The following is a 20,349-nucleotide window of genomic DNA, read 5'->3' as shown; positions in this document are numbered from 1 at the left end:
ATGAGCAAGGACTTCCGCTTCGGGATCGTCGCCGGCCTGGCCCCCGACGCCGCCGCGTGGACGGCCACGGCCCGCCGGGCCGAGAATCTCGGCTACTCGACCCTTCTCGTCCCCGACACGCTGGGGACGCTCCCGCCGCTGCTCGCCATGACCGCGGCGGCCACCGCCACGACGACGCTGCGCGTGGGCACGTTCGTGCTGGCCGCGCCTTACCGCAATCCCCGGCTGCTGGCGCACGAGCTGGCCGGGCTCGACTTCCTGTCCGGCGGACGGCTGGAGGTCGGCCTGGGAGCCGGCCGCCCCGCCGCCGAGCGGGACGCCCACGCGCTCGGCATGCCGTACGGCACCGCGGGTGAGCGCGTCGCGCAGGTCAGGTCGGTGATCGACGAGGTGCGGACGGCGTTCGCGGAGGGCCGCCTCAGCGTGCGTCCTCAGGGGCCGCCCATCCTGGTCGCGGCCGCCGGTCCCCGCATGCTCGCGCTCGCCGCGGAGGCGGCCGACATCGTCGCGCTCGCCGTGCCCGCCGGCACGCCCGAGGAGGGCCTGCGCGGGCCCGTCGGCATTCTGCGGGAGACGGCCGGGGCGAGGTTCGACGACATCGAGCTGAGCATGAACCTCTTCCAGGTCGGCGACACGCCGGCCCCGTGGCTGCCCGAGGGATCCCGCACCATCCCCGACGGCGCGGCCGCCGTACTGCGCGGTTCGCCCCGGGAGATGGCCGACACGCTGCTGCGCCGCCGTGACGAGCTGGGCGTCTCCTACGTCACCGTCAACGGCTTCTACGCCGACGCGTTCGCCCCCGTCGTCGAGATCCTCGCCGGCCGCTGACACACACCCCTCGGCGGCGTCAGCGCGTGGCCCCGATGCGCGACCGGGTGCGTGCGGGGGCCGACTCCGGCAGCGAGGCGAGGATGTCGGCGAGCGTGACCCCCGCGAGGCTGCCGCGCCACGCGGCGTGCGCCTCGCCCATCTTCTCGGCGATCACGCAGATGCTCCGGCAGTCCTCGGGAGGCAGCGCCCCCCGTCCCCTCTGGCGGATCTCACGGCACTCGTACGGCGAAGACGCGCCGTCGACAGCCTCGACGATCTGCAGCAACGTGATGTCCGAGGCCGCCCGCCCGAGCCGGAAGCCGCCCCGCGGGCCGGTCATCGCGGCCAGCACACCGGCCTTCACGAGCGCCTGCAGCTGCTTGGCCAGGTAGGGCGCCGGAACGTCGTAATACTCAGCCAGCTGTGCCGCCGACGCGGTGGCGCCCGGCTCCAGCTGCGCCAGCGTGGTGGCGCAGTGCAACACCCACTCGGTGCTCGCGGGCAACTTCATAGGCCGTAGTATATTGCAGACATTGCGGACCTTTTTTGTCCGAGATGACATCCGTGGCATCGAGTGAAGGAGAAGACCATGCGAATCGCAGTCGCCGGCGCCACCGGGAACATCGGGTCGCTCACCGTCGCCGCCCTCGAACGGGACGGGCACGACGTCGTACGCATCAGCCGGTCCCTCGGCGTGAACCTGCTGACCGGTGAAGGGCTGGACGACGCTCTGGCCGGCGTCGAGGCGGTGGTCGACGCGATCAGCTCGGAGGCGACCGACCGGGACGAGGCGGTGGCGTACTTCGGCACGACCACCCGCAACCTGCTCGCCGCCGAGGAGCGGGCGGGCGTCCGTCACCACGTGCTGCTGTCGATCATCGACGTCCACCGGGTGGAGGGCAACGCCCACTACGCCGGCAAGCGGGAGCAGGAGCGCCTGGTCTCCGCCGGTCCGGTGCCGTGGACGATCGTCCCGGTCGCGCAGTTCCACGACTTCGCCGAGATGGTGGTGAGCTGGACCGAGCAGGACGGCGTCGCCACGATCGCACCGCTGCTCGTGCAGCCGATCGCGCCCGCGGACGTGGCCGACGTCCTCGCCGAGATCGCCGTGGGCGAGCCCCAGGGGCGCTACGCCGACGTGGCCGGTCCCGAGCCGCAGGACCTCGTCGACATGGCCCGGCGCACCCTCGCGGCGCGCGGCCGTACGGTCAAGCTCGTGCCGACCTGGTCGGGGCTCTTCGACACGTCGATGGCCGGAGACGTGCTCCTTCCCGGAGAGGGCGCCCGCATCGCGCCGACCACCTTCGACGAGTGGCTCGCCGACCAGAAGTAGACCTCGTGCTCGGCCACCGGCCGGACGGGGCGGCCCCGGCCCGCGGAGACGTCAGGCGAGCGCCGCCTCGGCACCACGTCGCGGCGATCTGCATGCCGTGCCGACTGAAGTCGCGTGCCTGGGACGGGCTCGTCGGCACAGGCGAAGCCGCAGCCGGCGGAACCGCCGCGGCGAGCGCGTCGGCCAGGGAACGCGCCGGGCCCTCACCCACTCCCAGCGCGACGACCTGGTCCTTGTCCACGACGACGGCGTCGGCGGGCGTCGAGCTCGCCGGTGTCCGGGGGGCGGAGGTGTTCGTGCGGTGTGTGCCGCAGGCTGCCGTCAGGCAGAGACACACGCTGAGGCACAGGACGGCCGCGGACCGGGTGATTCTCACCCGGTCCATGATCTACGAAGGGGCGTCAGCCCGTACGGTCGACGACGTAGTCGCACAGGGCGACCAGGGCCGCACGGGCGGGGATGTCGGGCAGGCCGGCGAGGGCGGTCTTGGCCCGGTCGGTCCAGCGGATCAGCTCGGCGCGGGCCTGCGTCATCGCGTGGTTGGCCCGCAGCAGCGTGAGCGCCTCCTCGACGTCCTCCTCCGCCACCGGCCCCGACAGCAGCGTACGCAGCCGGGCGTCGGCAGGGTCGTCGGAGGCCAGGGCGTGCAGCACGGGGAGCGTGCGGATGCCCTCGCGCAGGTCGGTGCCGGGCGTCTTGCCCGAGTCGGCCGTGGGCGCGGCCACGTCGATGAGGTCGTCGCCGAGCTGCCAGGCCACGCCGATCGCCTCGCAGGCGTCGGTGAGGCGGTCCACGACGTCGGCGGGGGCGCCGGCCAGCATGGCGCCGAAGCGGCCCGAGGTGGCGATGAGAGAGCCCGTCTTGTCGGCGAGCACGCTGATGTAGTGGGCGACCGCGTCGCGGCCCTCGGCCGGGCCGATCGTCTCGCGGATCTGACCGCGCACGAGACGGGAGAACGTGCGCGCCTGGATCCGGATCAGCTCGCTGCCGAGGTCGGCCAGGATCTCCGACGCCTGGGCGAAGAGATAGTCGCCGGTGAGGATGGCCACGGTGTTGTCCCACCGGGCGTTGGCGGACGGGGAGCCCCGGCGCACCGGGGCCTCGTCCATCACGTCGTCGTGGTAGAGCGTGGCCAGGTGGGTCAGCTCGATGACGACGGCCCCGGGCACGACGCCGGGAGCGTCGTGGGTGCCGAACTGGGCGGCGAGCAGCACGAGCGTGGCCCGGAACCGCTTGCCGCCCGCCTCGATGAGATGCCGGGACGCCTCCGTGACGAAGGCGTCCTCGCTCTCGACCGACGAGCGCAGCAGCTTCTCCACTGCCGCGAGACCGTTCGCCAGGTCCTCGGCCAACCGCTCGTCGACGAAAGGAATGTCCACTACGGGCGGCGCGGCCATACGGAGATCTCCTATCGGACGAACAGGGACTGCGCAGCCGTGTGCGCGAGGTCAAGCACGGGCTGAGGGAACACCCCGAGAACTACCGTAGCCAATGCCGCGATACCTACCACAGCCGCGGTCCCCCGGGAGGGCAGGACGACGGACGGACCGTCGGCGGCCGGGTCGCTGAAGAACATCAGCACGATCACCCGCACGTAGAAGAACGCGGCGACGGCCGAGGCCACCACGCCGACGATGACCAGCGGCAGCGCGCCCCCGCTGACGGCCGCCTGGAAGACGGCGTACTTGCCGAAGAACCCGCTGGTCAGCGGGATACCGGCGAAGGCCAGCAGGAAGAAGGCGAACGTGCCGGCCAGCAGCGGCGAGCGCTTGCCGAGCCCGGCCCAGCGGGACAGGTGCCACGCCTCGCCGCCCGCGTCGCGCACCATCGTGACGACCGCGAACGCGCCGACCGTGGTGAAGCCGTACGCCACCAGGTAGAACAGCAGGCCCGACAGGGCCGCGGTGTTCTGCGCGGCGCTGCCGGTGGCGATCACGCCGATGAGCAGGAAGCCGCCGTGGGCGATCGAGGAGTAGGCGAGCATCCGCTTGATGTCGGTCTGCGTGATCGCGAGGATCGCGCCCACCACCATCGTGAGAATCGCCACACCGTAGAACACCGGGCGCCAGTCCCAGTCGAGACCGCCGAGGCCGACCCAGAACACGCGCAGCAGCGCGCCGAAGGCGGCCACCAGGGTGCCGGAGGCCATCAGCGCCGTGATGGGCGTGGGCGAGCCCTGGTAGACGTCCGGCTTCCACGCCTGGAACGGCGCCGCGCCGATCTTGAACAGCAGGCCGACGCCGAGCATGGCCGCGCCGATGTAGAGCAGGGTGTCCTGGCCGCCGACCGAGCCGAGCGCGAGGTTGATCTTCGCGAGGTCGACGGAACCGGCGTAGCCGTACAGCAGGGCGGTGCCGTACAGGAAGAACGCCGAGGAGAAGGCGCCGAGCAGGAAGTACTTGACCGCGGCCTCCTGCGACAGCAGGCGGCGGCGGCGCGCGAGGCCGCACAGCAGGTACAGCGGCAGCGACATGACCTCCAGGGCGACGAACGCCACCAGCAGGTCGTTGGACGCCGGGAAGAGCAGCATGCCGCCCACCGCGAACAGCAGCAGCGGGTAGACCTCGGTGTGCGCGGCGCGCTCCACCAGCGACTGCTCCTCCTCGGCCGACCCGGGCAGGGCCGCCGCGGAGCCGACGAAGTGCTCCTCGTCCTTGATGAGCAGCACGCTCACGAAGGCGAGCACGAGGATCGTTCCCCAGATGAACAGCGCCGGGCCGTCGACCGCCACCGCGCCCATGGCCGCGGGCTTGGTCGGCACGCCCTTTACCGCCTGCCACACGGTCAGCGCGAACGCGCCGGCCAGCGAGAGGAGCGTGAGCGGGAGGTGGATCGCCGATCGCAGGTAACGCGGCGCGAACGCCTCCACCAGCACACCGGCGATCGCCGCGCCGAAGACGACGAGCATCGGCGCCAGCAGGGCGTACTCGATGGTGGGCGCCTCAATGGTGCCGTTCACTTGCCCTCCTGAGCAACGGGTACGGCCGGCTTCGGGTCCGTGACCGAGACGCTGGACAGCGTGTCCTTCACGGCGGGATTGATCACGTCGAGCAGCGGCTTGGGATAGAAGCCGAACACCAGCAGCAGCGCGATCAGCGGCGCCACCACGAACTTCTCCCGCGTGTTGAGGTCCGGCAGCGCCTTCACCGACTCGGCGGTCGGGCCGTTCATCGTCCGCTGGTACATCCACAGGATGTAGATCGCGGCGAGGATGACGCCTGTCGTCGCGATGACGGCGGGCACGAGGTACCGCTCGTAGGTGCCGATGAGGACCATGAACTCGCTGACGAACGTGCTCAGGCCGGGCAGCGAGAGGCTGGACAGACCCGCCACCAGGAACGTCCCGGCGAGGATCGGCGCCACCTTCTGCACGCCGCCGTAGTCGGAGATGAACTGCGAGCCCCTGCGGTAGATGAGGAAGCCCGCGACGAGGAACAGCGCGCCGGTCGAGAAGCCGTGGTTGACCATGTAGAGCGTCGCACCCGAGCCCGCGTTGGTCGTCATGGCGAACACGCCCATCGCGATGAAGCCGAAGTGCGACACCGAGGTGTACGCGATGAGCCGCTTCATGTCGGTCTGCCCGATGGCCACGATCGCGCCGTACACGATGCCGATCACCGACAGCGTGATGACCAGCGGCGTGAAGAACTTCGCGGCGTCGGGGAACAGTTCGAGGCAGAAGCGCAGCATGCCGTACGTGCCGACCTTGTCGAGCACGCCCACGAGCAGGACGGCCGCGCCGGCCGGGGCCTGGGCGGCGGCGTCCGGCAGCCAGGTGTGGAACGGCCACAGCGGCGCCTTGATCGCGAAGGCGACGAAGAAACCGAGGAACAGCCACTTCTGCGTCGTCACGTCCTGGATGGTCCCGACCAGGTCGGTGAACATGAACGTGCCCTTGCCGGCGATCGAGTAGAGCGCGATCACCGCCACCAGCATCAGCAGCCCGCCGAACAGCGAGTACAGCAGGAACTTCACGGCCGCGTACGACCGCTGCGCCCCGCCGTACGACCCGATCATGAAGTACATCGGGATCAGCATGGCTTCGAAGAAGACGTAGAAGAGGAAGACGTCGGTCGCCGCGAAGACGCCGATCATCATGGCCTCGAGCACCAGCAGCAGCGAGAAGTACGTGCGGACCGAGCGCTTGCCGGCCTCGGCGTCGTGCCACGAGGCGAGCACCACGATCGGCACGAGGATCACCGACAGCAGGATCAGCACCAGGGCGATGCCGTCCACCGCGACGCCGTAGTGGACGCCGAACGCGGGGATCCAGTCGTACGTCTCGGCGAACTGGAACTTGTCGCCGTTCGGGCTGAACTGGACCGCCATGGCGACGGTCAGCGCCAGCACGATCAGCGACACCACGAGGGTGAACTGCTTGGCGAGCTTGTCGTTGCGGACAAGGGTCACGCCCAGCGCGCCGAGCACGGACACGCCCATCAGGGTTGAAAGCCAGGGCATCACAGGTTCCCTACGACGAGCCAGGCACCGGCCAGGACGGCCGCACCCAGGAAGATCGACAGCGCGTACGAGCGGACGAACCCGGTCTGGATCCTGCGCAGCCGCCCGGAGGTCCCCCCGATGCCGGCGGCCAGGCCGTTCACCAGGCCGTCGACGCCGCGGTTGTCGAAGAACACGGCCAGGCGGGTCAGCCACTGGCCGGGGCGCATGAACAGCGCCTCGTTCAGGGCGTCGCCGTACAGGTCACGACGGGCGAAGGTGGTGAGGAACGAGCCGCGCGGGGCGACCGCCGGCACCTCGGCCGCGCCGTACCGCAACCAGGCGAACACCGCGCCCACCGCGACGAGCGCGAGCGTGGCCAGCCCGGTGAGGCTGAACGGGTGGAAGGACGGCATCTCCTCCGGCGCGCCGACGGCCGGCGCGAGGAAGGTCATGAACCGGTTGCCGAGGACCAGGAACGCGCCCAGGCCGATCGCGCCGATCGACAGGATGATCAGCGGCCAGGTCATGACGGCGGGCGACTCGTGCGGGTGGGCCGTCGGCTCCCAGCGCTTAGCGCCGAAGAACGTCATGAACACCAGGCGCGACATGTAGAAGCCGGTGATGCCGGCGCCGAGCACGGCCAGCCAGCCGAGGACGGCGTTGTGCTCCATCACGGTCTCGATGATGCCGTCCTTGGTGAAGTAGCCGGACAGCAGCGGGAACCCGATGATCGCGAGGTAGCCGATGGCGAACGTCGCGAACGTGACCGGCATGACCTTCCGCAGCGCGCCGTACTTCCTCATGTCGACCTCGTCGTTCATGGCGTGCATGACCGAGCCGGCGCCGAGGAACATGTCGGCCTTGAAGAAGCCGTGCGTGATCAGGTGCGCGATCGCGAAGGCGTAACCGGCCGGGCCGATGCCCGCGGCGAGCACCATGTAGCCGATCTGCGACATCGTCGAACCGGCCAGCGCCTTCTTGATGTCGTCCTTGGCGGTACCGATGATCGCACCGGCGAGCAGGGTCGCCACACCGACGATCGTCACCACGAGCTGCGCCGTCTCGGCGCCCTGGTAGATCGGGCCGGACCGGACGATGAGGTAGACACCGGCGGTGACCATGGTCGCCGCGTGGATGAGGGCCGAGACCGGGGTCGGGCCCTCCATCGCGTCGAGGAGCCAGGACTGCAGCGGCAGCTGGGCCGACTTGCCGCACGCGCCGACCAGCAGCAGCAGGCCGATCGCGGTGAGCGTGCCCGAGGACGCCTTGTCCGCGTTCGCGAAGACGTCCTTGAAGGCCAGCGTGTGGAACGTCGCGAAGATCGTGAAGAGGCCGATCAGCAGGCCGAAGTCACCGACGCGGTTGACGATGAACGCTTTCTTGGCCGCGGTCGCCGCCGAGGGCTTGTGCTGCCAGAACCCGATCAGCAGGTATGACGCGAGGCCGACGCCCTCCCAGCCGACGAACAGCGCGACGTAGTTGTCGGCCAGCACCAGCAGGAGCATCGCCGCGACGAACAGGTTCAGGTAGGCGAAGAACCGCCGCCTGTTCGGGTCGTGCGCCATGTAGCCGATCGAGTAGATGTGGATCAGCGAGCCCACACCGGTGATCAGCAGGCAGAACGAGATCGACAGCGGGTCGACCAGCAGGCCCACCTTCGCCAGGCCCGGGACGAAGTCGTACAGCTCGATGCCCCGGCGGCGCTCGCCGGGGGCGAAGCCGAGGAGCTGGACGAACGACAGCGCGGCCACCGCGAACGAAGCCACGGCCATGAGCACCCCGAGCAGGTGGCCGATCTTGTCGGTCCTCCGGCCGCCCAGCAGGAGGATCGCCGCTCCCACCAGGGGCAGAGCGATCATCAGCCAGGCGGCCCCGATCGCTCCACCGGAGTGCTGGATGATCTCAGCGGGTTCCACGGCCACCTCTTAGTACTTCAGCAGGCTGACGTCGTCGACCGACGCGGACCTGCGGGTTCGGAAGATCGTCACGATGATGGCCAGGCCGATGACCACCTCGGCGGCGGCCACGATCATCACGAAGAACGCGATGAGCTGGCCGTCGAGGTTGCCGTTCTGCCGGGCGAAGGTGACGAACGCCAGGTTGCAGGCGTTGAGCATGAGCTCGACGCACATGAACACCACGATGGCGTTGCGCCGTACGAGCACGCCGACGCCGCCGATGGCGAACAGCAGCGCGGAGAGCACCAGATAGTGGGTGGTCACTTGCCGTCCTCCTCGGTGACCGCGGACTCGCCGCGGGGACGGACCACGCGACCGGCCACGACGGTGTCCTGCTCGGTGCCCTCGGGCAACGGCTCGGTGTCGGGACCGCCGTCCCTGGCCTCCTCGGCCACCGTCGGCGTGCTGTGCCCGCCGTGCCCGTTGGCCTGGGCGGCGGCCCGCTGCGCGGCCTCCTCCTGCTCCAGCACGTCGGCGACCTCCGGGGGCAGGATGCCCTTGGACTCCTCGTACCGGGCGATGTAGCGGTTGACCGACAGCGGCGAGATGGTCCCGTCGGGCAGCAGCGCCGGCATGTCGATGGCGTTGTGCCGGGCGTAGGTGCCGGGGCCGGGCAGCGGCGCCGGGTTCTTGCCGGTACGGCCGAAGGCGGCGAAGCGCTGCCGGGACAGGTCCCGCTGGGTCGGCTTGGCCTCGGTGCGCTCCCGGTGCGCCAGCACCATCGCGCCCAGGGCAGCGGTGATCAGCAGCGCCGAGGTCACCTCGAAGGCGAACACGTGACGCGTGAAGATCAGCTGAGCCAGGGAGGACACGTTGCCCCCCTCGGTGGCCGCGGTGAGGCCCTTCGGCGAGCCGACCACCGCGTTCCCGATGCCGAGCGCGAGGAGGACGGCGAAGCCCAGCCCGCCCACGACGGCCCAGAAGCGCTGCCCCTTGATCGTCTCCACCAGGGAGTCGGAGGAGTCCACGCCCACGAGCATGAGCACGAACAGGAACAGCATCATGACCGCGCCGGTGTAGACGATGATCTGCACGGCCGCCAGGAACGGAGCGTCCTGGACGGCGTACAGCACCGCCAGCGAGAGCATGACGACGCCGAGCATCAGGGCCGAGTAGACGGCCCTTCGGCTGAAGACGAGTCCGAGTGCGGCGATCACCGAGACGACCGCGAGCACCCAGAACGTGATGGACTCACCCATTGCTTCGACCCAACCGGTAGTAGTCCTCCTCGGTCTCGCCGAGGCGCATCGGGTGGGGCGGCTGCTCCATGCCCGGTCCGAGCGGCGCGAGGAGCATCTCCTTGGTGAAGATCAGCGACTCGCGGCTGGAGTCGGCGAGCTCGTACTCGTTCGTCATCGTGAGCGCCCGGGTGGGACACGCCTCGATGCAGAGCCCGCAGAGGATGCAGCGCAGGTAGTTGATCTGGTAGACGCGGCCGTACCGCTCACCGGGCGAGAACCGCTCCTCGTCGGTGTTGTCGCCGCCCTCGACGTAGATGGCGTCCGCCGGGCAGGCCCAGGCGCACAGCTCGCAGCCGACGCACTTCTCCAGGCCGTCGGGCCACCGGTTCAGCTGGTGCCGCCCGTGGAAACGCGGCGCGGTGGGCCGCTTCTCCTCGGGATAGTTGACCGTCACCGGCTTCTTGAACATGTGGTGGAAGGTGACGCCGAATCCCTTGATCGGATTCAGCCAATCAGTTGCTCCCACTGGTCACCTCCTTGGCGTCGGTAGGGACACGCGCGGCGGGCACGGCGCCGTGGTAGTGCGGGAGGTCGAGCGCCGGCACCGGGAACCCGCCCGCCGCCGGCTCCTCGCGCAGTTGCTCGAACTCCTCCTCGACCTGGGCGGCCCTGGCCTCCCTGCGGCGCTGGTTCACCGTGTCGAACCGCAGCCAGACCACGAACGCGACGATGATCACCACCGCGCCGAAGGCCATGATGCCCATCCGGTCGGTCTCCGGCAGGCGCAGCGCCTTGAAGGTGGCGGCCAGCAGGATCCAGACCAGGTTGAGCGGGATAAGCACCTTCCACCCGAAGGCCATGAGCTGGTCATAGCGAACGCGTGGCAGCGAGGCACGGACCCAGACGAAGAACCCGAACGCGATGACCAGCTTGGCGAAGAACCAGAGCATGGGCCACCAGCCGGTGTTCGCGCCGTCCCACAGGGAGATCGGCCACGGGGCCCGCCAGCCGCCGAAGAACAGCGTGATCGCCATGGCCGAGACCGTGAACACGTTCACGTACTCGGCGAGCATGAACATCGCGAACTTCAGCGACGAGGAGTATTCGGTGTGGAAGCCGCCGACCAGTTCGCCCTCGCCCTCGGGGAGGTCGAACGGCACGCGGTTGGTCTCGCCGAGCATGCAGACCGCGTAGATCAGGAACGACGGGATCAGCGAGAACACGTACCAGGACGGCGTCGGGATGTGCAGCCCGAGGATGTCCCAGGTGCCGCCGCCCGCCTGCTTGGCCACGATCTCCGACGTGGACAGCGTGCCCGCGTTCAGGAACACCGCGACGAACGACAGGCCCATCGCGATCTCGTACGACACGACCTGGGCGCTGGAGCGCAGGCCGCCGAGGATCGCGTACGGCGAGCGGGAGCCCCACCCGGCGAGCACGATGCCGTACACGCCGATCGAGGCGGTGGCCAGCACCAGCAGGACCGCGACCGGCAGGTCGGTGAGCTGCAGCGGCGTCCGGTGGCCGAACATCCAGACCATCGGCCCGAACGGCACCACGGAGAAGGCCAGGAAGGCCGGGACGGCGATGATGACCGGGGCCAGGAAGTAGATCACCTTGTCCACGGTGCGTGGCATGAGGTCTTCCTTCAGGCCCATCTTCAGGCCGTCGGCCACCGTCTGCAGCAGGCCGAACTTACCCGCCCGGTTGGGGCCGTAGCGGTGCTGCATGCGCGAGATGAGCTTGCGCTCGGTCCACACGCCCATCAGCACGCCCAGCATCAGGAACACGAAGATCGCGACGGCCTTGATGATCGTGATCCACAGAGGATCGTGGCCGAAGTCGCTCAGCGTGGGTCCGGGGTTGTTCACGAGACGCTCCCGATCTTGACGACGTCTCCGGCGACCGCGCGCAGGTCGCGCGTGACCGACAGGCCGGCGGAGTTGGACGGCACCCACACGACACGGTCGGGCAGGTCCGCGACGCGCACCGGCAGGACGACGCCGTCACCGATGGTGATCTTGCCGCCGTCCACCGCGCCGATCTCGGCGGCGGTGGCCTCCGACAGCAGCGCCGCCGTCGAGCGGGCGGTCCCCGCCAGGTACGGCTCGCCGTCCTGCATCCGGCCGTCGTCGAGCAGCAGGTGCCAGGTGGCCAGCACCGCCTCGCCCGCCTGCGGCTCCGCGACCACGAGGCCGGCGACCGCGGGCGCGGCCGGGCGCGGGCCCTTCCAGGCGCCGAGCGTGGCCATCTCGCGCCGCGCGGCGGCGTCGTCGGGCAGGCCGAGGTGCACGTCCATCAGGTCGGCGATCGAGCCGATCGCCCGCAGGTCGCTCATCAGGCCCGGTACGGCGGTCGCCACGCCGAAGGAGCGGCCCCTGCCCTCCCAGTCGACGAACGTGCCGGACTTCTCGGCCACCGCGGCGACCGGCAGGACCACGTCGGCCCGGTCGGTGACCGCGCTGGCGCGGATCTCCAGGCTGACGATGAACGGGGTGTTCTCCAGCGCGGCCAGGGCCCTCGCGGGGTCGGGCAGGTCGTAGGGGTCCACGCCCGCCACGACCAGCGCGTCGACCTCGTCGTTCAGCGCGGCCTCGACGATGCCCGCGGTGTCGCGGCCGGGCGCCTCGGGCAGCGAGGCGACGCCCCACGCCCTGGCGACCTCCGCGCGGGCGGTCTCGTCGGCGGCCGGGCGGCCGATCGGCAGCAGGCCGGGCAGGGCGCCCGCCTCCAGCGCGCCGCGCTCCCCCGCCCGCCGCGGCACCCAGGCGAGCCGGGCGCCGGTGGCGAGCGTGAGCCGTACGAGCGCCGACAGGGCGCCGGGGGCGGCGGCGAGCCGCTCACCGGCGAGGATGATCGTGCCGGGCGGCAGCAGGTCGCCGGAGACGAGGTCGCCGAGCGCCTCGGCCTCCGCGCCGGGCAGCGTCCGGATCAGCGAGCCGTTCATCTTGGCCAGGCCCGGCGTGGCGAACGGCGCGATCGCGTGGACCTTCAGGCCCCGCTTGCGCGCCGCCTTGCGCAGGCGCAGGAAGACGATCGGCGACTCCTCCTCGGGCTCGAACCCGGCGAGGAGCACGGCCGGGGCCGTCTCCAGGTCGGCGTAGGAGACCTCGATGCCCTTGCCGGCGACGGCGTGGGCGAGGAACCGTGCCTCCTCCTCGGAGTGCGGCCGGGCCCGGAAGTCGATGTCGTTGGTGCCGAGGGCGATCCGGGCGAACTTGCTGTAGGCGTAGGCGTCCTCGACCGTGAGCCGCCCGCCGACCAGCACCCCGGCCCTGCCCCGAGCGCGCGCGAGGCCCTCGGCGGCCGTGGCCAGCGCGTCCGGCCAGGAGGTCGGGACGAGCTTGCCGCTCTCGTCGCGCACCAGCGGCGAGCGCAGCCGGTCGGGCGCGGTGGCGTAGGTGAACGCCCAGCGGCCCTTGTCGCAGTTCCACTCCTCGTTGACCTGCGGGTCGTCCCCCGCGAGGCGGCGGGTGACCTTGCCCCGGCGGTGGTCGGTGCGCAGCGAGCAGCCCGACGCGCAGTGCTCGCACGCGCTTGGCGTGGAGACCAGGTCGAACGGGCGGGAGCGGAACCGGTAGGCCGCGCCGGTCAGCGCGCCCACCGGGCAGATCTGGATCGTGTTGCCCGAGAAGTAGGACTCGAAGGGCTCGCCGTCGGCGACGCCCACCTGCTCCTTGGCCCCGCGGTCGAAGAAGTCGATGAGCGGGTCGCCCGCGATCTGGTCGGAGAAGCGGATGCACCGCGCGCACTGGACGCAGCGCTCGCGGTCGAGCAGCACCTCGGTGGACAGCGGGACCGGCTTGTCGAACGTGCGCTTCTGCTCGACGAACCGGCTCTCACCCTGGCCGTTCGACATCGCCTGGTTCTGCAGGGGGCACTCGCCGCCCTTGTCGCAGACCGGGCAGTCGAGCGGGTGGTTCAGCAGCAGCATCTCCATCACGCCGCGCTGTGCCTTCTCGGCCACCGGCGAGGTGAGCTGCGTCTTGACCACCATGCCCTCGGCGACCTCGATCGCACAGGACGGCTGCGGCTTGGGGAAGCCACGGCCGTTGCCCGCGTCGGGGATGTCGACGAGACACTGGCGGCAGTTGGCCGCGGGCGAGAGCAGCGGGTGGTCGCAGAACCGGGGGATCTGGATCCCCAGCAGCTCCGCGGCCCGGATGATCAGCGTGCCCTTGGGGACGCTGACCTGGAAGCCGTCGATGGTCAGGCTGACCATGTCCACGACCGGCTGTTCCGGCTGCGTCGTCTGAACTGTCACTTGGACCCCCACACCGTGGAAGCGGCGGGATCGAACGGGCAGCCGCCGATCTCGAAGTGCTTGAGGTATTCGTCGCGGAAGTGCTTCACCGACGAGTGGATCGGGCTCGTCGCGCCGTCGCCGAGCGCGCAGAAGGAACGCCCGAGGATGTTGTCGGCGATGTCGGTGATGGTCGCCAGGTCCTCCTCCGAGCCCTGGCCCTTCTCCAGCCGCTTGAGCACCTGCTTGAGCCAGTAGGTGCCCTCGCGGCACGGGGTGCACTTGCCGCAGGACTCGTGCGCGTAGAACTCCGTCCAGCGCAGGACCGCCCGGACCACGCAGGTGGTCTCGTCGAAGATCTGCAGGGCGCGGGTGCCCAGCATCGAGCCCTTGGCGCCGACCGACTCGAAGTCGAGCGGCACGTCGAGGTGCTCGGCCGTGAAGATCGGCGTCGAGGAGCCCCCCGGCGTCCAGAACTTCAGCTCGTGGCCCTCGCGGATGCCGCCCGCCATGTCGAGCAGTTCGCGCAGCGTGATGCCCAGCGGGGCCTCGTACTGGCCCGGCCGGGTCACGTGGCCCGACAGCGAGAAGATGCCGAAGCCCTTGGACTTCTCGGTGCCCATCCCGGCGAACCAGTCGGCGCCGTTGGCGATGATGCTCGGCACGCTCGCGATCGACTCGACGTTGTTGACCACCGTCGGGGAGGCGTACAGACCGGCGACCGCCGGGAACGGCGGCTTGAGCCGGGGCTGGCCGCGGTAGCCCTCCAGCGAGTCGAGCAGCGCCGTCTCCTCGCCGCAGATGTACGCCCCGGCGCCGCTGTGCACGACGAGGTCCAGGTCGTAGCCCGAGCCGAAGATGTCCGTCCCGAGGTAGCCCTTCTCGTACGCCTCGCGGACCGCGGCCTGCACCCGGCGGATGACGTGGAGCACCTCGCCGCGGATGTAGATGAACGCGTGGTTCGCCCGGATCGCGTACGACGAGATGATGACGCCCTCGACCAGCGAGTGCGGGTTGGCCATCATGAGCGGGATGTCCTTGCAGGTCCCCGGCTCCGACTCGTCGGCGTTGACGACGAGGTAGTGGGCCTTGCCGTCGCCCTGCGGGATGAAGCCCCACTTCATGCCGGTGGGGAAGCCCGCGCCGCCGCGGCCGCGCAGGCCGGAGTCCTTCACCGCCTGGATGACGGCGTCCGGGTCCATGCCCAGGGCCTTCTTCGCGGCCTCGTACTCGCCGTACCCGTCGAGGGTGAACGAGCCGGCCACGTCCCAGTTGTCGGTAAGGACGGGCGTAAGCGTTGTCACTTCTCGCTCCCCTCGGCCTTGGGGGCCTCCCAGCCGTTGGCCCTGGCGATCTTCAGACCCTCAAGGGAGGGACCGGCGGCCGACGGTCCGTCGGCGGCCAGGCCGTCGGGGAACCCGGCGAGGACCCGGGAGGCCTCCCGGAACGTGCACAGGCGGCCCGGGCCGCGCGTGGGCGCGACCCCCTTGCCGGCGCGCAGGTCGTCGGCGAGCTGCTTGGCCGACTCCGGGGTCTGGTTGTCGAAGAACTCCCAGTTGACCATCATGACCGGGGCGAAGTCGCAGGCGGCGTTGCACTCCAGCCGCTCCAGCGTGATCTTGCCGTCCGGGGTGGTCTCGTCGTGGCCGACGCCCACGTGCTCGCTGAGCTCTGCCCAGATCTGGTCGCCGCCCATGACCGCGCACAGCGTGTTGATGCAGACGCCGACGTTGTAGTCGCCGGCCGGCCTGCGCTTGTACATCGTGTAGAAGGTCGCCACGCCCACGACCTCGGCCTTGGACAGGCCCAGCATCTCGGCGCAGAACTCCTGCCCGTCGTCGGAGACGTAGCCGTCCACCGACTGCACCAGGTGCAGCAGCGGCAGCAGCGCCGAACGCGGCCGGGGGTAGCGGCCGATGATTTCCTTGGCGTCCGTCTCCAGACGCTCGCGGACCTCAGGCGCGTAAGTCATCGGTCCACACCTCCCATGACCGGGTCGATCGAGGCGACCGCGGAGATGACGTCGGCGACCATGCCGCCCTCGCACGTCGCGGGCACCGCCTGCAGGTTCGTGAACGACGGGTCGCGGAAGTGCACCCGGTAGGGCCGGGTGCCGCCGTCGCTGACCACGTGCGCGCCGAGTTCGCCGCGCGGCGACTCGACCGAGGAGTACACCTGCCCGGCGGGCACCCGGAAGCCCTCGGTCACCAGCTTGAAGTGGTGGATCAGGGCCTCCATCGAGCCGCCCATGATGTGCGCGATGTGGTCGGGCGAGTTGCCGAGTCCGTCGGGGCCGAGCGCGAGCTGCGCCGGCCAGCCGATCTTCTTGTCCTCGATCATCACCGGGCCGCCCTTGAGCGGGCCGGACAGGCGGTCGAGCGCCTGCTCGATGATCTTGAGGGACTCCTCCATCTCGTCCATCCGGACGAGGTAGCGGCCGTACACGTCGCAGGTGGTCTGCGTCGGCACCGCGAACTCGTACGTCTCGTAGCCGCAGTAGGGCTGCGACTTGCGCAGGTCCCACGGCAGGCCGGCGGCCCGCAGCATGGGGCCGGTGATGCCCAGCGCCATGCAGCCGGTCAGGTCGAGGTAGGCCACGTCCTTGGTGCGCCGGGTGTAGACCGGGTTCGCGTCGAGGAGCTTGCGCATCTCCTTGAGCCGCCCCGGCATGACCTTGAGGAACTCACCGATCTTGTCGACCGCGCCGGCCGGCAGGTCGACGCTGACGCCGCCCGGCCGGACGTACGCCATGTTCATCCGCAGGCCGGTGATGTACTCCATCAGGTCGAGCACCATCTCGCGCTCGCGGAAGCCGAACAGCATCGGCGTCGTCGCGCCCAGCTCCATGCCGAACGTCGCGATCGCGACGAGGTGCGAGGAGATCCGGGTGAGCTCCATCGTCAGGACCCGGATGGCCTGCGCCCGGTCCGGGATCCGGTCGGTGATGCCGAGAAGCTTCTCGACGCCCAGGCAGTACGCCGTCTCGTTGAAGATCGGCGCGAGGTAGTCCATGCGGGTGACGAACGTGACCCCCTGGGTCCACGTCCGGAACTCCATGTTCTTCTCGATGCCGGTGTGCAGATAGCCGATCACCGTGCGGGCCTCGGTCACGGTCTCGCCGTCGAGGGTCAGCACGAGCCGGAGCACGCCGTGGGTCGACGGGTGCTGCGGGCCCATGTTGACGACGAGGCGCTCGTCGGCCGACTCGCTGACGGTCTTGACCAGCTCGTCCCAGTCCTGGCCGGCGACGTCGTAGATCCGGCCCTCGGTCTCGGTGGTGCTCACGACGCTCTCCTCGCTGCCCTCGTTGCCTGGTGCGGGTCGACGCTCACGAGTACGACCTCCTCCGGTCCGGCGCGGGGACCTCGGCGCCGCGGTACTCGACCGGGATGCCGCCGAGCGGGTAGTCCTTGCGCTGCGGGTGCCCCTCCCAGTCGTCCGGCATCTCGATCCGGGTCAGCGCCGGGTGGCCGTCGAAGACGATCCCGAAGAAGTCGTACGTCTCGCGCTCATGCCAGTCGTGCGTGGGGTAGACCTGAACCGTGGAGGGGATGTGCGGGTCGGCGTCGGGGCAGGAGACCTCCACCCGGACGCGCCGGTTGTGCGTGATGGAGCACAGGTGGTAGACGGCGCGCAGCTCGGCGCCGGTCTCCTCCGGGTAGTGGACGCCCGAGACGCCGAGCGACAGCTCGAACCGCAGGGCGGGGTCGTCGCGCAGGTGCTTCATCACCTCGGTCAGCCGCTCGCGCCGCACGTGGAAGGTGACCTCGCCGCGGTCGACGACCACCCGCTCGATCGCGTCGGCGAACGCCGGCTCCAGCGCGTCGGCCACGTCGTCGAAGTACGACCCGTACGGCCGGCTGCTGACCAGCTTGGGCGGGCGGCGGACGACCAGGCGGTTGTAGCCGGAGGTGTCGCCGGTGTCCCTGGAGCCGAACATGCCCGTATGGGCGATCGGCTCCTCGGGCAGGCCGGGCAGGTTCTCGGTCGTCACTTCCCGGCCCCCTGGTCGATGAGCGGCAGCGTCCGCAGCGCCTGGAGCTCCAGCTCCTCGACCTGCTTCTCGCGGTGCGCGCCGAACTTCATGTTCTGGATCTTGTCGTGCAGCTTCACGATGGCGTCGATCAGCATCTCCGGCCGCGGCGGGCAGCCGGGCAGGTAGATGTCGACCGGCACCACGTGGTCCACACCCTGCACGATGGCGTAGTTGTTGAACATGCCGCCGCTCGACGCGCAGACGCCCATGGCGATGACCCACTTGGGCTCGGCCATCTGGTCGTAGATCTGGCGGAGGACGGGCGCCATCTTCTGCGACAGCCGGCCGGCCACGATCATGAGGTCGGCCTGCCGCGGGGAGGCGGAGGCGCGCTCCATGCCGAAGCGGGCCAGGTCGTGCTTCGGGCCGCCGGTGGCCATCAGTTCGATGGCGCAGCACGCGAGACCGAAGGTCGCCGGCCAGACGGAGTTCTTCCGGGCCCAGCCGGCCACCTGCTCGACGGTGGTGAGGGCGAACCCGCTCGGGAGTTTCTCTTCAAGACCCATGGCTAATCCCAATCGAGGCCGCGGCGGCGCCACACGTACGCGTACGCCACGAGGACGGTGACGATGAACAGCACCATCTCGACCAGCCCGAACACGCCGAGTCTGTCGAAGGCCACCGCCCACGGATAGAGGAAGATGATCTCGATGTCGAACACGATGAACAGCATCGCGGTGATCATGTACTTCAGCGGGAAGCGGCCACCGCCGACGGGCTGCGGCGTCGGCTCGATGCCGCACTCGTAGGCGTCCAGCTTCGCGCGGTTCCAGCGCTTCGGCCCGGTGAACGGGGCGATGCCCACGGAGAACACGGCGAACCCCGCCGCGAGGACCGCGAGCACCAGAATCGGCACATACAGCTCCATGGCTACATGTCCTCGCTTACTCGGTGAAATTGACTGATCACGAGAATGCCGGAAGGCGCGGCGGGCCGGCCGGCGGCCCGCGCGGCCGTCGGCGACGCCGTGCGCGTCATCTCGGTCATGCGGGTCATGTTCATGCGACTCTCGGTCATACGGGCCTCGGTCATGAGGGCGGAGCCACCTTCGACAGGGCGTTGATTATGCGGTCGGAGACGTCGCCCCGCCGGTCTGTGAGATTAGCGAGAAGCTTGAACGCGAATCTCATCAGGGTGGGATGGGGCATCCCGTGCCGGGTGGCGAAGCTCATCACCCCCGGCCTCCCGATCGCCTCGACGAACAGGCGGCCGAGAGTGAAGTATCCGCCATAGGCGTCTTTGAGGATACGCGGGTACGCGAGTAATACGCGCTCACGCTGGGCGGGCGTCGGCCGGGCCAGTGCCTGCGCGATCACTTCGGCGGCCGTCCGGCCGGTCTCCATGGCGTACGCGATGCCCTCGCCGTTGAACGGGTTGATCGAGCCGCCGGCGTCCCCGATGAGGACCAGGCCGCGGGTGTAGTGCGGCTGCCGGTTGAATCCCATCGGCAGCGCGGCCCCCCGGATCGGGCCCGTCATGTTCTCGTCGGTGAAGCCCCACTCCGGCGGCGTGTTCTGCATCCAGCGCCGCAGCAGGTCGCGGTAGTCGATGCTCTTGAACGCGTCGCTGGTGTTCAGCAGGCCGAGGCCGACGTTGGCGGTGCCGTCGCCCATGGGGAAGATCCAGCCGTAGCCGGGGAGCAGCCGGTCGCCGTCCCACAGTTCGAGCCACGTCTCCAGGTAGTCGTCGTCGTGGCGGGGGCTGGTGTAGTAGGTGCGCACGGCCACGCCCATCGGACGGTCCTCGCGCTTGTGCAGGCCCATCGCGATCGACAGCCGGGTCGAGTTGCCGTCGGCCGCGACCACCAGGCGGGAGCGGTAGACGACCTCCTCGCCGTCCGCTCTGGCCGTCACACCGATCACGTGGCCGCTGCGCTCGTCCAGCAGCGGGCCTGTAACGTTCACGCCCTCGCGCAGCCGCACGCCCGCGCCCTCCGCGTGCCGGGCGAGGATCTGGTCGAAGTCCGCGCGGGTGCGCACGAGGCCGAAGCCGGGGTAGCTCGACAGCTCCGGCCAGTCGAGTTCGAGCCGCACGCCGCCGCCGTAGACGCGCAGCCCCTTGTTCCGCACCCAGCCGGGGGCGTCGACGTCGACGCCCATCGCGACGAGTTCCTTCACCGCCCGCGGGGTCAGCCCGTCGCCGCAGACCTTCTCCCGGGGGAAGCGCGTCTTCTCCAGCAGCAGCACCTGGAGGCCGGCGCGGGCGAGGTGGAAGGCCGCCGTCGAACCCGCGGGACCCGCACCGACGACGATGACGTCGGCGTCGACCTCTCTCCGCGTTGCGCGGGCTTGCTCGCTCACGGGGTCCTGTCCGTTCCAGGGAAGGAAGGCCTCGAAACTGGTTAG

20 protein-coding genes are annotated in these 20,349 nt (G+C 70.2%); 2 read left to right on the top strand and 18 right to left on the bottom strand.

The window, feature by feature from the left end; translation table 11 throughout:
- Window positions 1-828: a TIGR03621 family F420-dependent LLM class oxidoreductase gene (locus tag HHX37_RS03960; RefSeq protein WP_182884502.1), complete on the top strand. Its 828-nt coding sequence runs from the start codon at window positions 1-3 to the stop codon at window positions 826-828.
- Between the two features lie 19 nt (window positions 829-847).
- Here the strand turns inward: HHX37_RS03960 and HHX37_RS03955 are convergent, their stop codons facing one another.
- On the bottom strand, window positions 848-1,321 hold the full coding sequence (locus tag HHX37_RS03955; protein ID WP_111700544.1) for an RrF2 family transcriptional regulator: 474 nt from the start codon (window positions 1,319-1,321) through the stop codon (window positions 848-850).
- Between the two features lie 78 nt (window positions 1,322-1,399).
- Here HHX37_RS03955 and HHX37_RS03950 point away from each other — a divergent pair, with 78 nt between their 5' ends.
- Entirely contained in the window at window positions 1,400-2,143 is a 744-nt protein-coding gene (locus HHX37_RS03950) for an SDR family oxidoreductase (RefSeq protein ID WP_182883178.1), read from the top strand.
- 401 nt (window positions 2,144-2,544) lie between these two features.
- Here the strand turns inward: HHX37_RS03950 and HHX37_RS03945 are convergent, their stop codons facing one another.
- The 17 genes from HHX37_RS03945 to HHX37_RS03865 all read right to left on the bottom strand — a co-directional run bounded on the left by HHX37_RS03945 (window position 2,545) and on the right by HHX37_RS03865 (window position 20,304).
- Window positions 2,545-3,540, bottom strand: coding sequence for a polyprenyl synthetase family protein (locus tag HHX37_RS03945; protein WP_182883179.1), 996 nt, complete (start codon window positions 3,538-3,540; stop codon window positions 2,545-2,547).
- A gap of 11 nt (window positions 3,541-3,551) precedes the next feature.
- Complete coding sequence (gene nuoN, locus HHX37_RS03940; RefSeq protein WP_182884501.1) at window positions 3,552-5,102, bottom strand: NADH-quinone oxidoreductase subunit NuoN; 1,551 nt, start codon at window positions 5,100-5,102, stop codon at window positions 3,552-3,554.
- Entirely contained in the window at window positions 5,099-6,604 is a 1,506-nt protein-coding gene (locus tag HHX37_RS03935; protein ID WP_182872877.1) for an NADH-quinone oxidoreductase subunit M, read from the bottom strand. The genes nuoN and HHX37_RS03935 overlap by 4 nt, the downstream gene beginning before the upstream one ends.
- Window positions 6,604-8,445, bottom strand: a complete 1,842-nt coding sequence (gene nuoL / locus HHX37_RS03930; protein WP_182883214.1) for an NADH-quinone oxidoreductase subunit L — start codon at window positions 8,443-8,445, stop codon at window positions 6,604-6,606. Before nuoL ends, HHX37_RS03935 begins: the two co-directional genes overlap by 1 nt.
- 66 nt (window positions 8,446-8,511) lie before the next feature.
- On the bottom strand, window positions 8,512-8,808 hold the full coding sequence (gene nuoK / locus HHX37_RS03925) for an NADH-quinone oxidoreductase subunit NuoK (protein WP_030506864.1): 297 nt from the start codon (window positions 8,806-8,808) through the stop codon (window positions 8,512-8,514).
- On the bottom strand, window positions 8,805-9,743 hold the full coding sequence (locus HHX37_RS03920) for an NADH-quinone oxidoreductase subunit J (protein ID WP_182883181.1): 939 nt from the start codon (window positions 9,741-9,743) through the stop codon (window positions 8,805-8,807). Before HHX37_RS03920 ends, nuoK begins: the two co-directional genes overlap by 4 nt.
- Window positions 9,736-10,251 carry an NADH-quinone oxidoreductase subunit NuoI gene (nuoI, locus tag HHX37_RS03915; RefSeq protein ID WP_111700538.1) on the bottom strand — a complete coding sequence of 172 codons (516 nt, stop codon included), beginning with the start codon at window positions 10,249-10,251 and terminating at the stop codon, window positions 9,736-9,738. The genes HHX37_RS03920 and nuoI overlap by 8 nt, the downstream gene beginning before the upstream one ends.
- On the bottom strand, window positions 10,238-11,596 hold the full coding sequence (gene nuoH / locus HHX37_RS03910) for an NADH-quinone oxidoreductase subunit NuoH (RefSeq protein WP_182883182.1): 1,359 nt from the start codon (window positions 11,594-11,596) through the stop codon (window positions 10,238-10,240). Before nuoH ends, nuoI begins: the two co-directional genes overlap by 14 nt.
- The gene (locus HHX37_RS03905; protein WP_182884500.1) at window positions 11,593-13,989 is read right to left on the bottom strand and encodes an NADH-quinone oxidoreductase subunit G; all 2,397 of its coding nucleotides are present in this window, start codon (window positions 13,987-13,989) and stop codon (window positions 11,593-11,595) included. The genes nuoH and HHX37_RS03905 overlap by 4 nt, the downstream gene beginning before the upstream one ends.
- Window positions 13,986-15,272 carry an NADH-quinone oxidoreductase subunit NuoF gene (gene nuoF, locus HHX37_RS03900; RefSeq protein ID WP_111699574.1) on the bottom strand — a complete coding sequence of 429 codons (1,287 nt, stop codon included), beginning with the start codon at window positions 15,270-15,272 and terminating at the stop codon, window positions 13,986-13,988. Before nuoF ends, HHX37_RS03905 begins: the two co-directional genes overlap by 4 nt.
- On the bottom strand, window positions 15,269-15,940 hold the full coding sequence (gene nuoE / locus HHX37_RS03895; protein WP_182884499.1) for an NADH-quinone oxidoreductase subunit NuoE: 672 nt from the start codon (window positions 15,938-15,940) through the stop codon (window positions 15,269-15,271). Before nuoE ends, nuoF begins: the two co-directional genes overlap by 4 nt.
- Window positions 15,937-17,253 (bottom strand): NADH-quinone oxidoreductase subunit D, encoded by a 1,317-nt coding sequence (locus HHX37_RS03890; RefSeq protein WP_111699576.1) that lies wholly within the window; start codon window positions 17,251-17,253, stop codon window positions 15,937-15,939. Before HHX37_RS03890 ends, nuoE begins: the two co-directional genes overlap by 4 nt.
- A gap of 43 nt (window positions 17,254-17,296) precedes the next feature.
- Entirely contained in the window at window positions 17,297-17,962 is a 666-nt protein-coding gene (locus HHX37_RS03885; protein WP_182884498.1) for an NADH-quinone oxidoreductase subunit C, read from the bottom strand.
- Entirely contained in the window at window positions 17,959-18,510 is a 552-nt protein-coding gene (locus tag HHX37_RS03880; RefSeq protein ID WP_111699578.1) for a NuoB/complex I 20 kDa subunit family protein, read from the bottom strand. Before HHX37_RS03880 ends, HHX37_RS03885 begins: the two co-directional genes overlap by 4 nt.
- Before the next feature lie 2 nt (window positions 18,511-18,512).
- Entirely contained in the window at window positions 18,513-18,872 is a 360-nt protein-coding gene (locus HHX37_RS03875) for an NADH-quinone oxidoreductase subunit A (RefSeq protein ID WP_111699579.1), read from the bottom strand.
- 2 nt (window positions 18,873-18,874) lie between these two features.
- Window positions 18,875-19,036, bottom strand: a complete 162-nt coding sequence (locus tag HHX37_RS03870; RefSeq protein ID WP_165900563.1) for a hypothetical protein — start codon at window positions 19,034-19,036, stop codon at window positions 18,875-18,877.
- A complete protein-coding gene (locus HHX37_RS03865; RefSeq protein WP_182872881.1) occupies window positions 19,033-20,304 on the bottom strand; it encodes a geranylgeranyl reductase family protein in 1,272 nt (423 codons plus the stop codon). Before HHX37_RS03865 ends, HHX37_RS03870 begins: the two co-directional genes overlap by 4 nt.
- Window positions 20,305-20,349: the final 45 nt, after the last annotated feature.

The organism is Microbispora sp. H10885 (genome assembly GCF_014161415.1).
Lineage (GTDB): Bacteria > Actinomycetota > Actinomycetes > Streptosporangiales > Streptosporangiaceae > Microbispora > Microbispora triticiradicis.
Note: the sequence above shows the minus strand (reverse complement) of the source record. Positions and strands in the feature narration are given on the sequence as shown.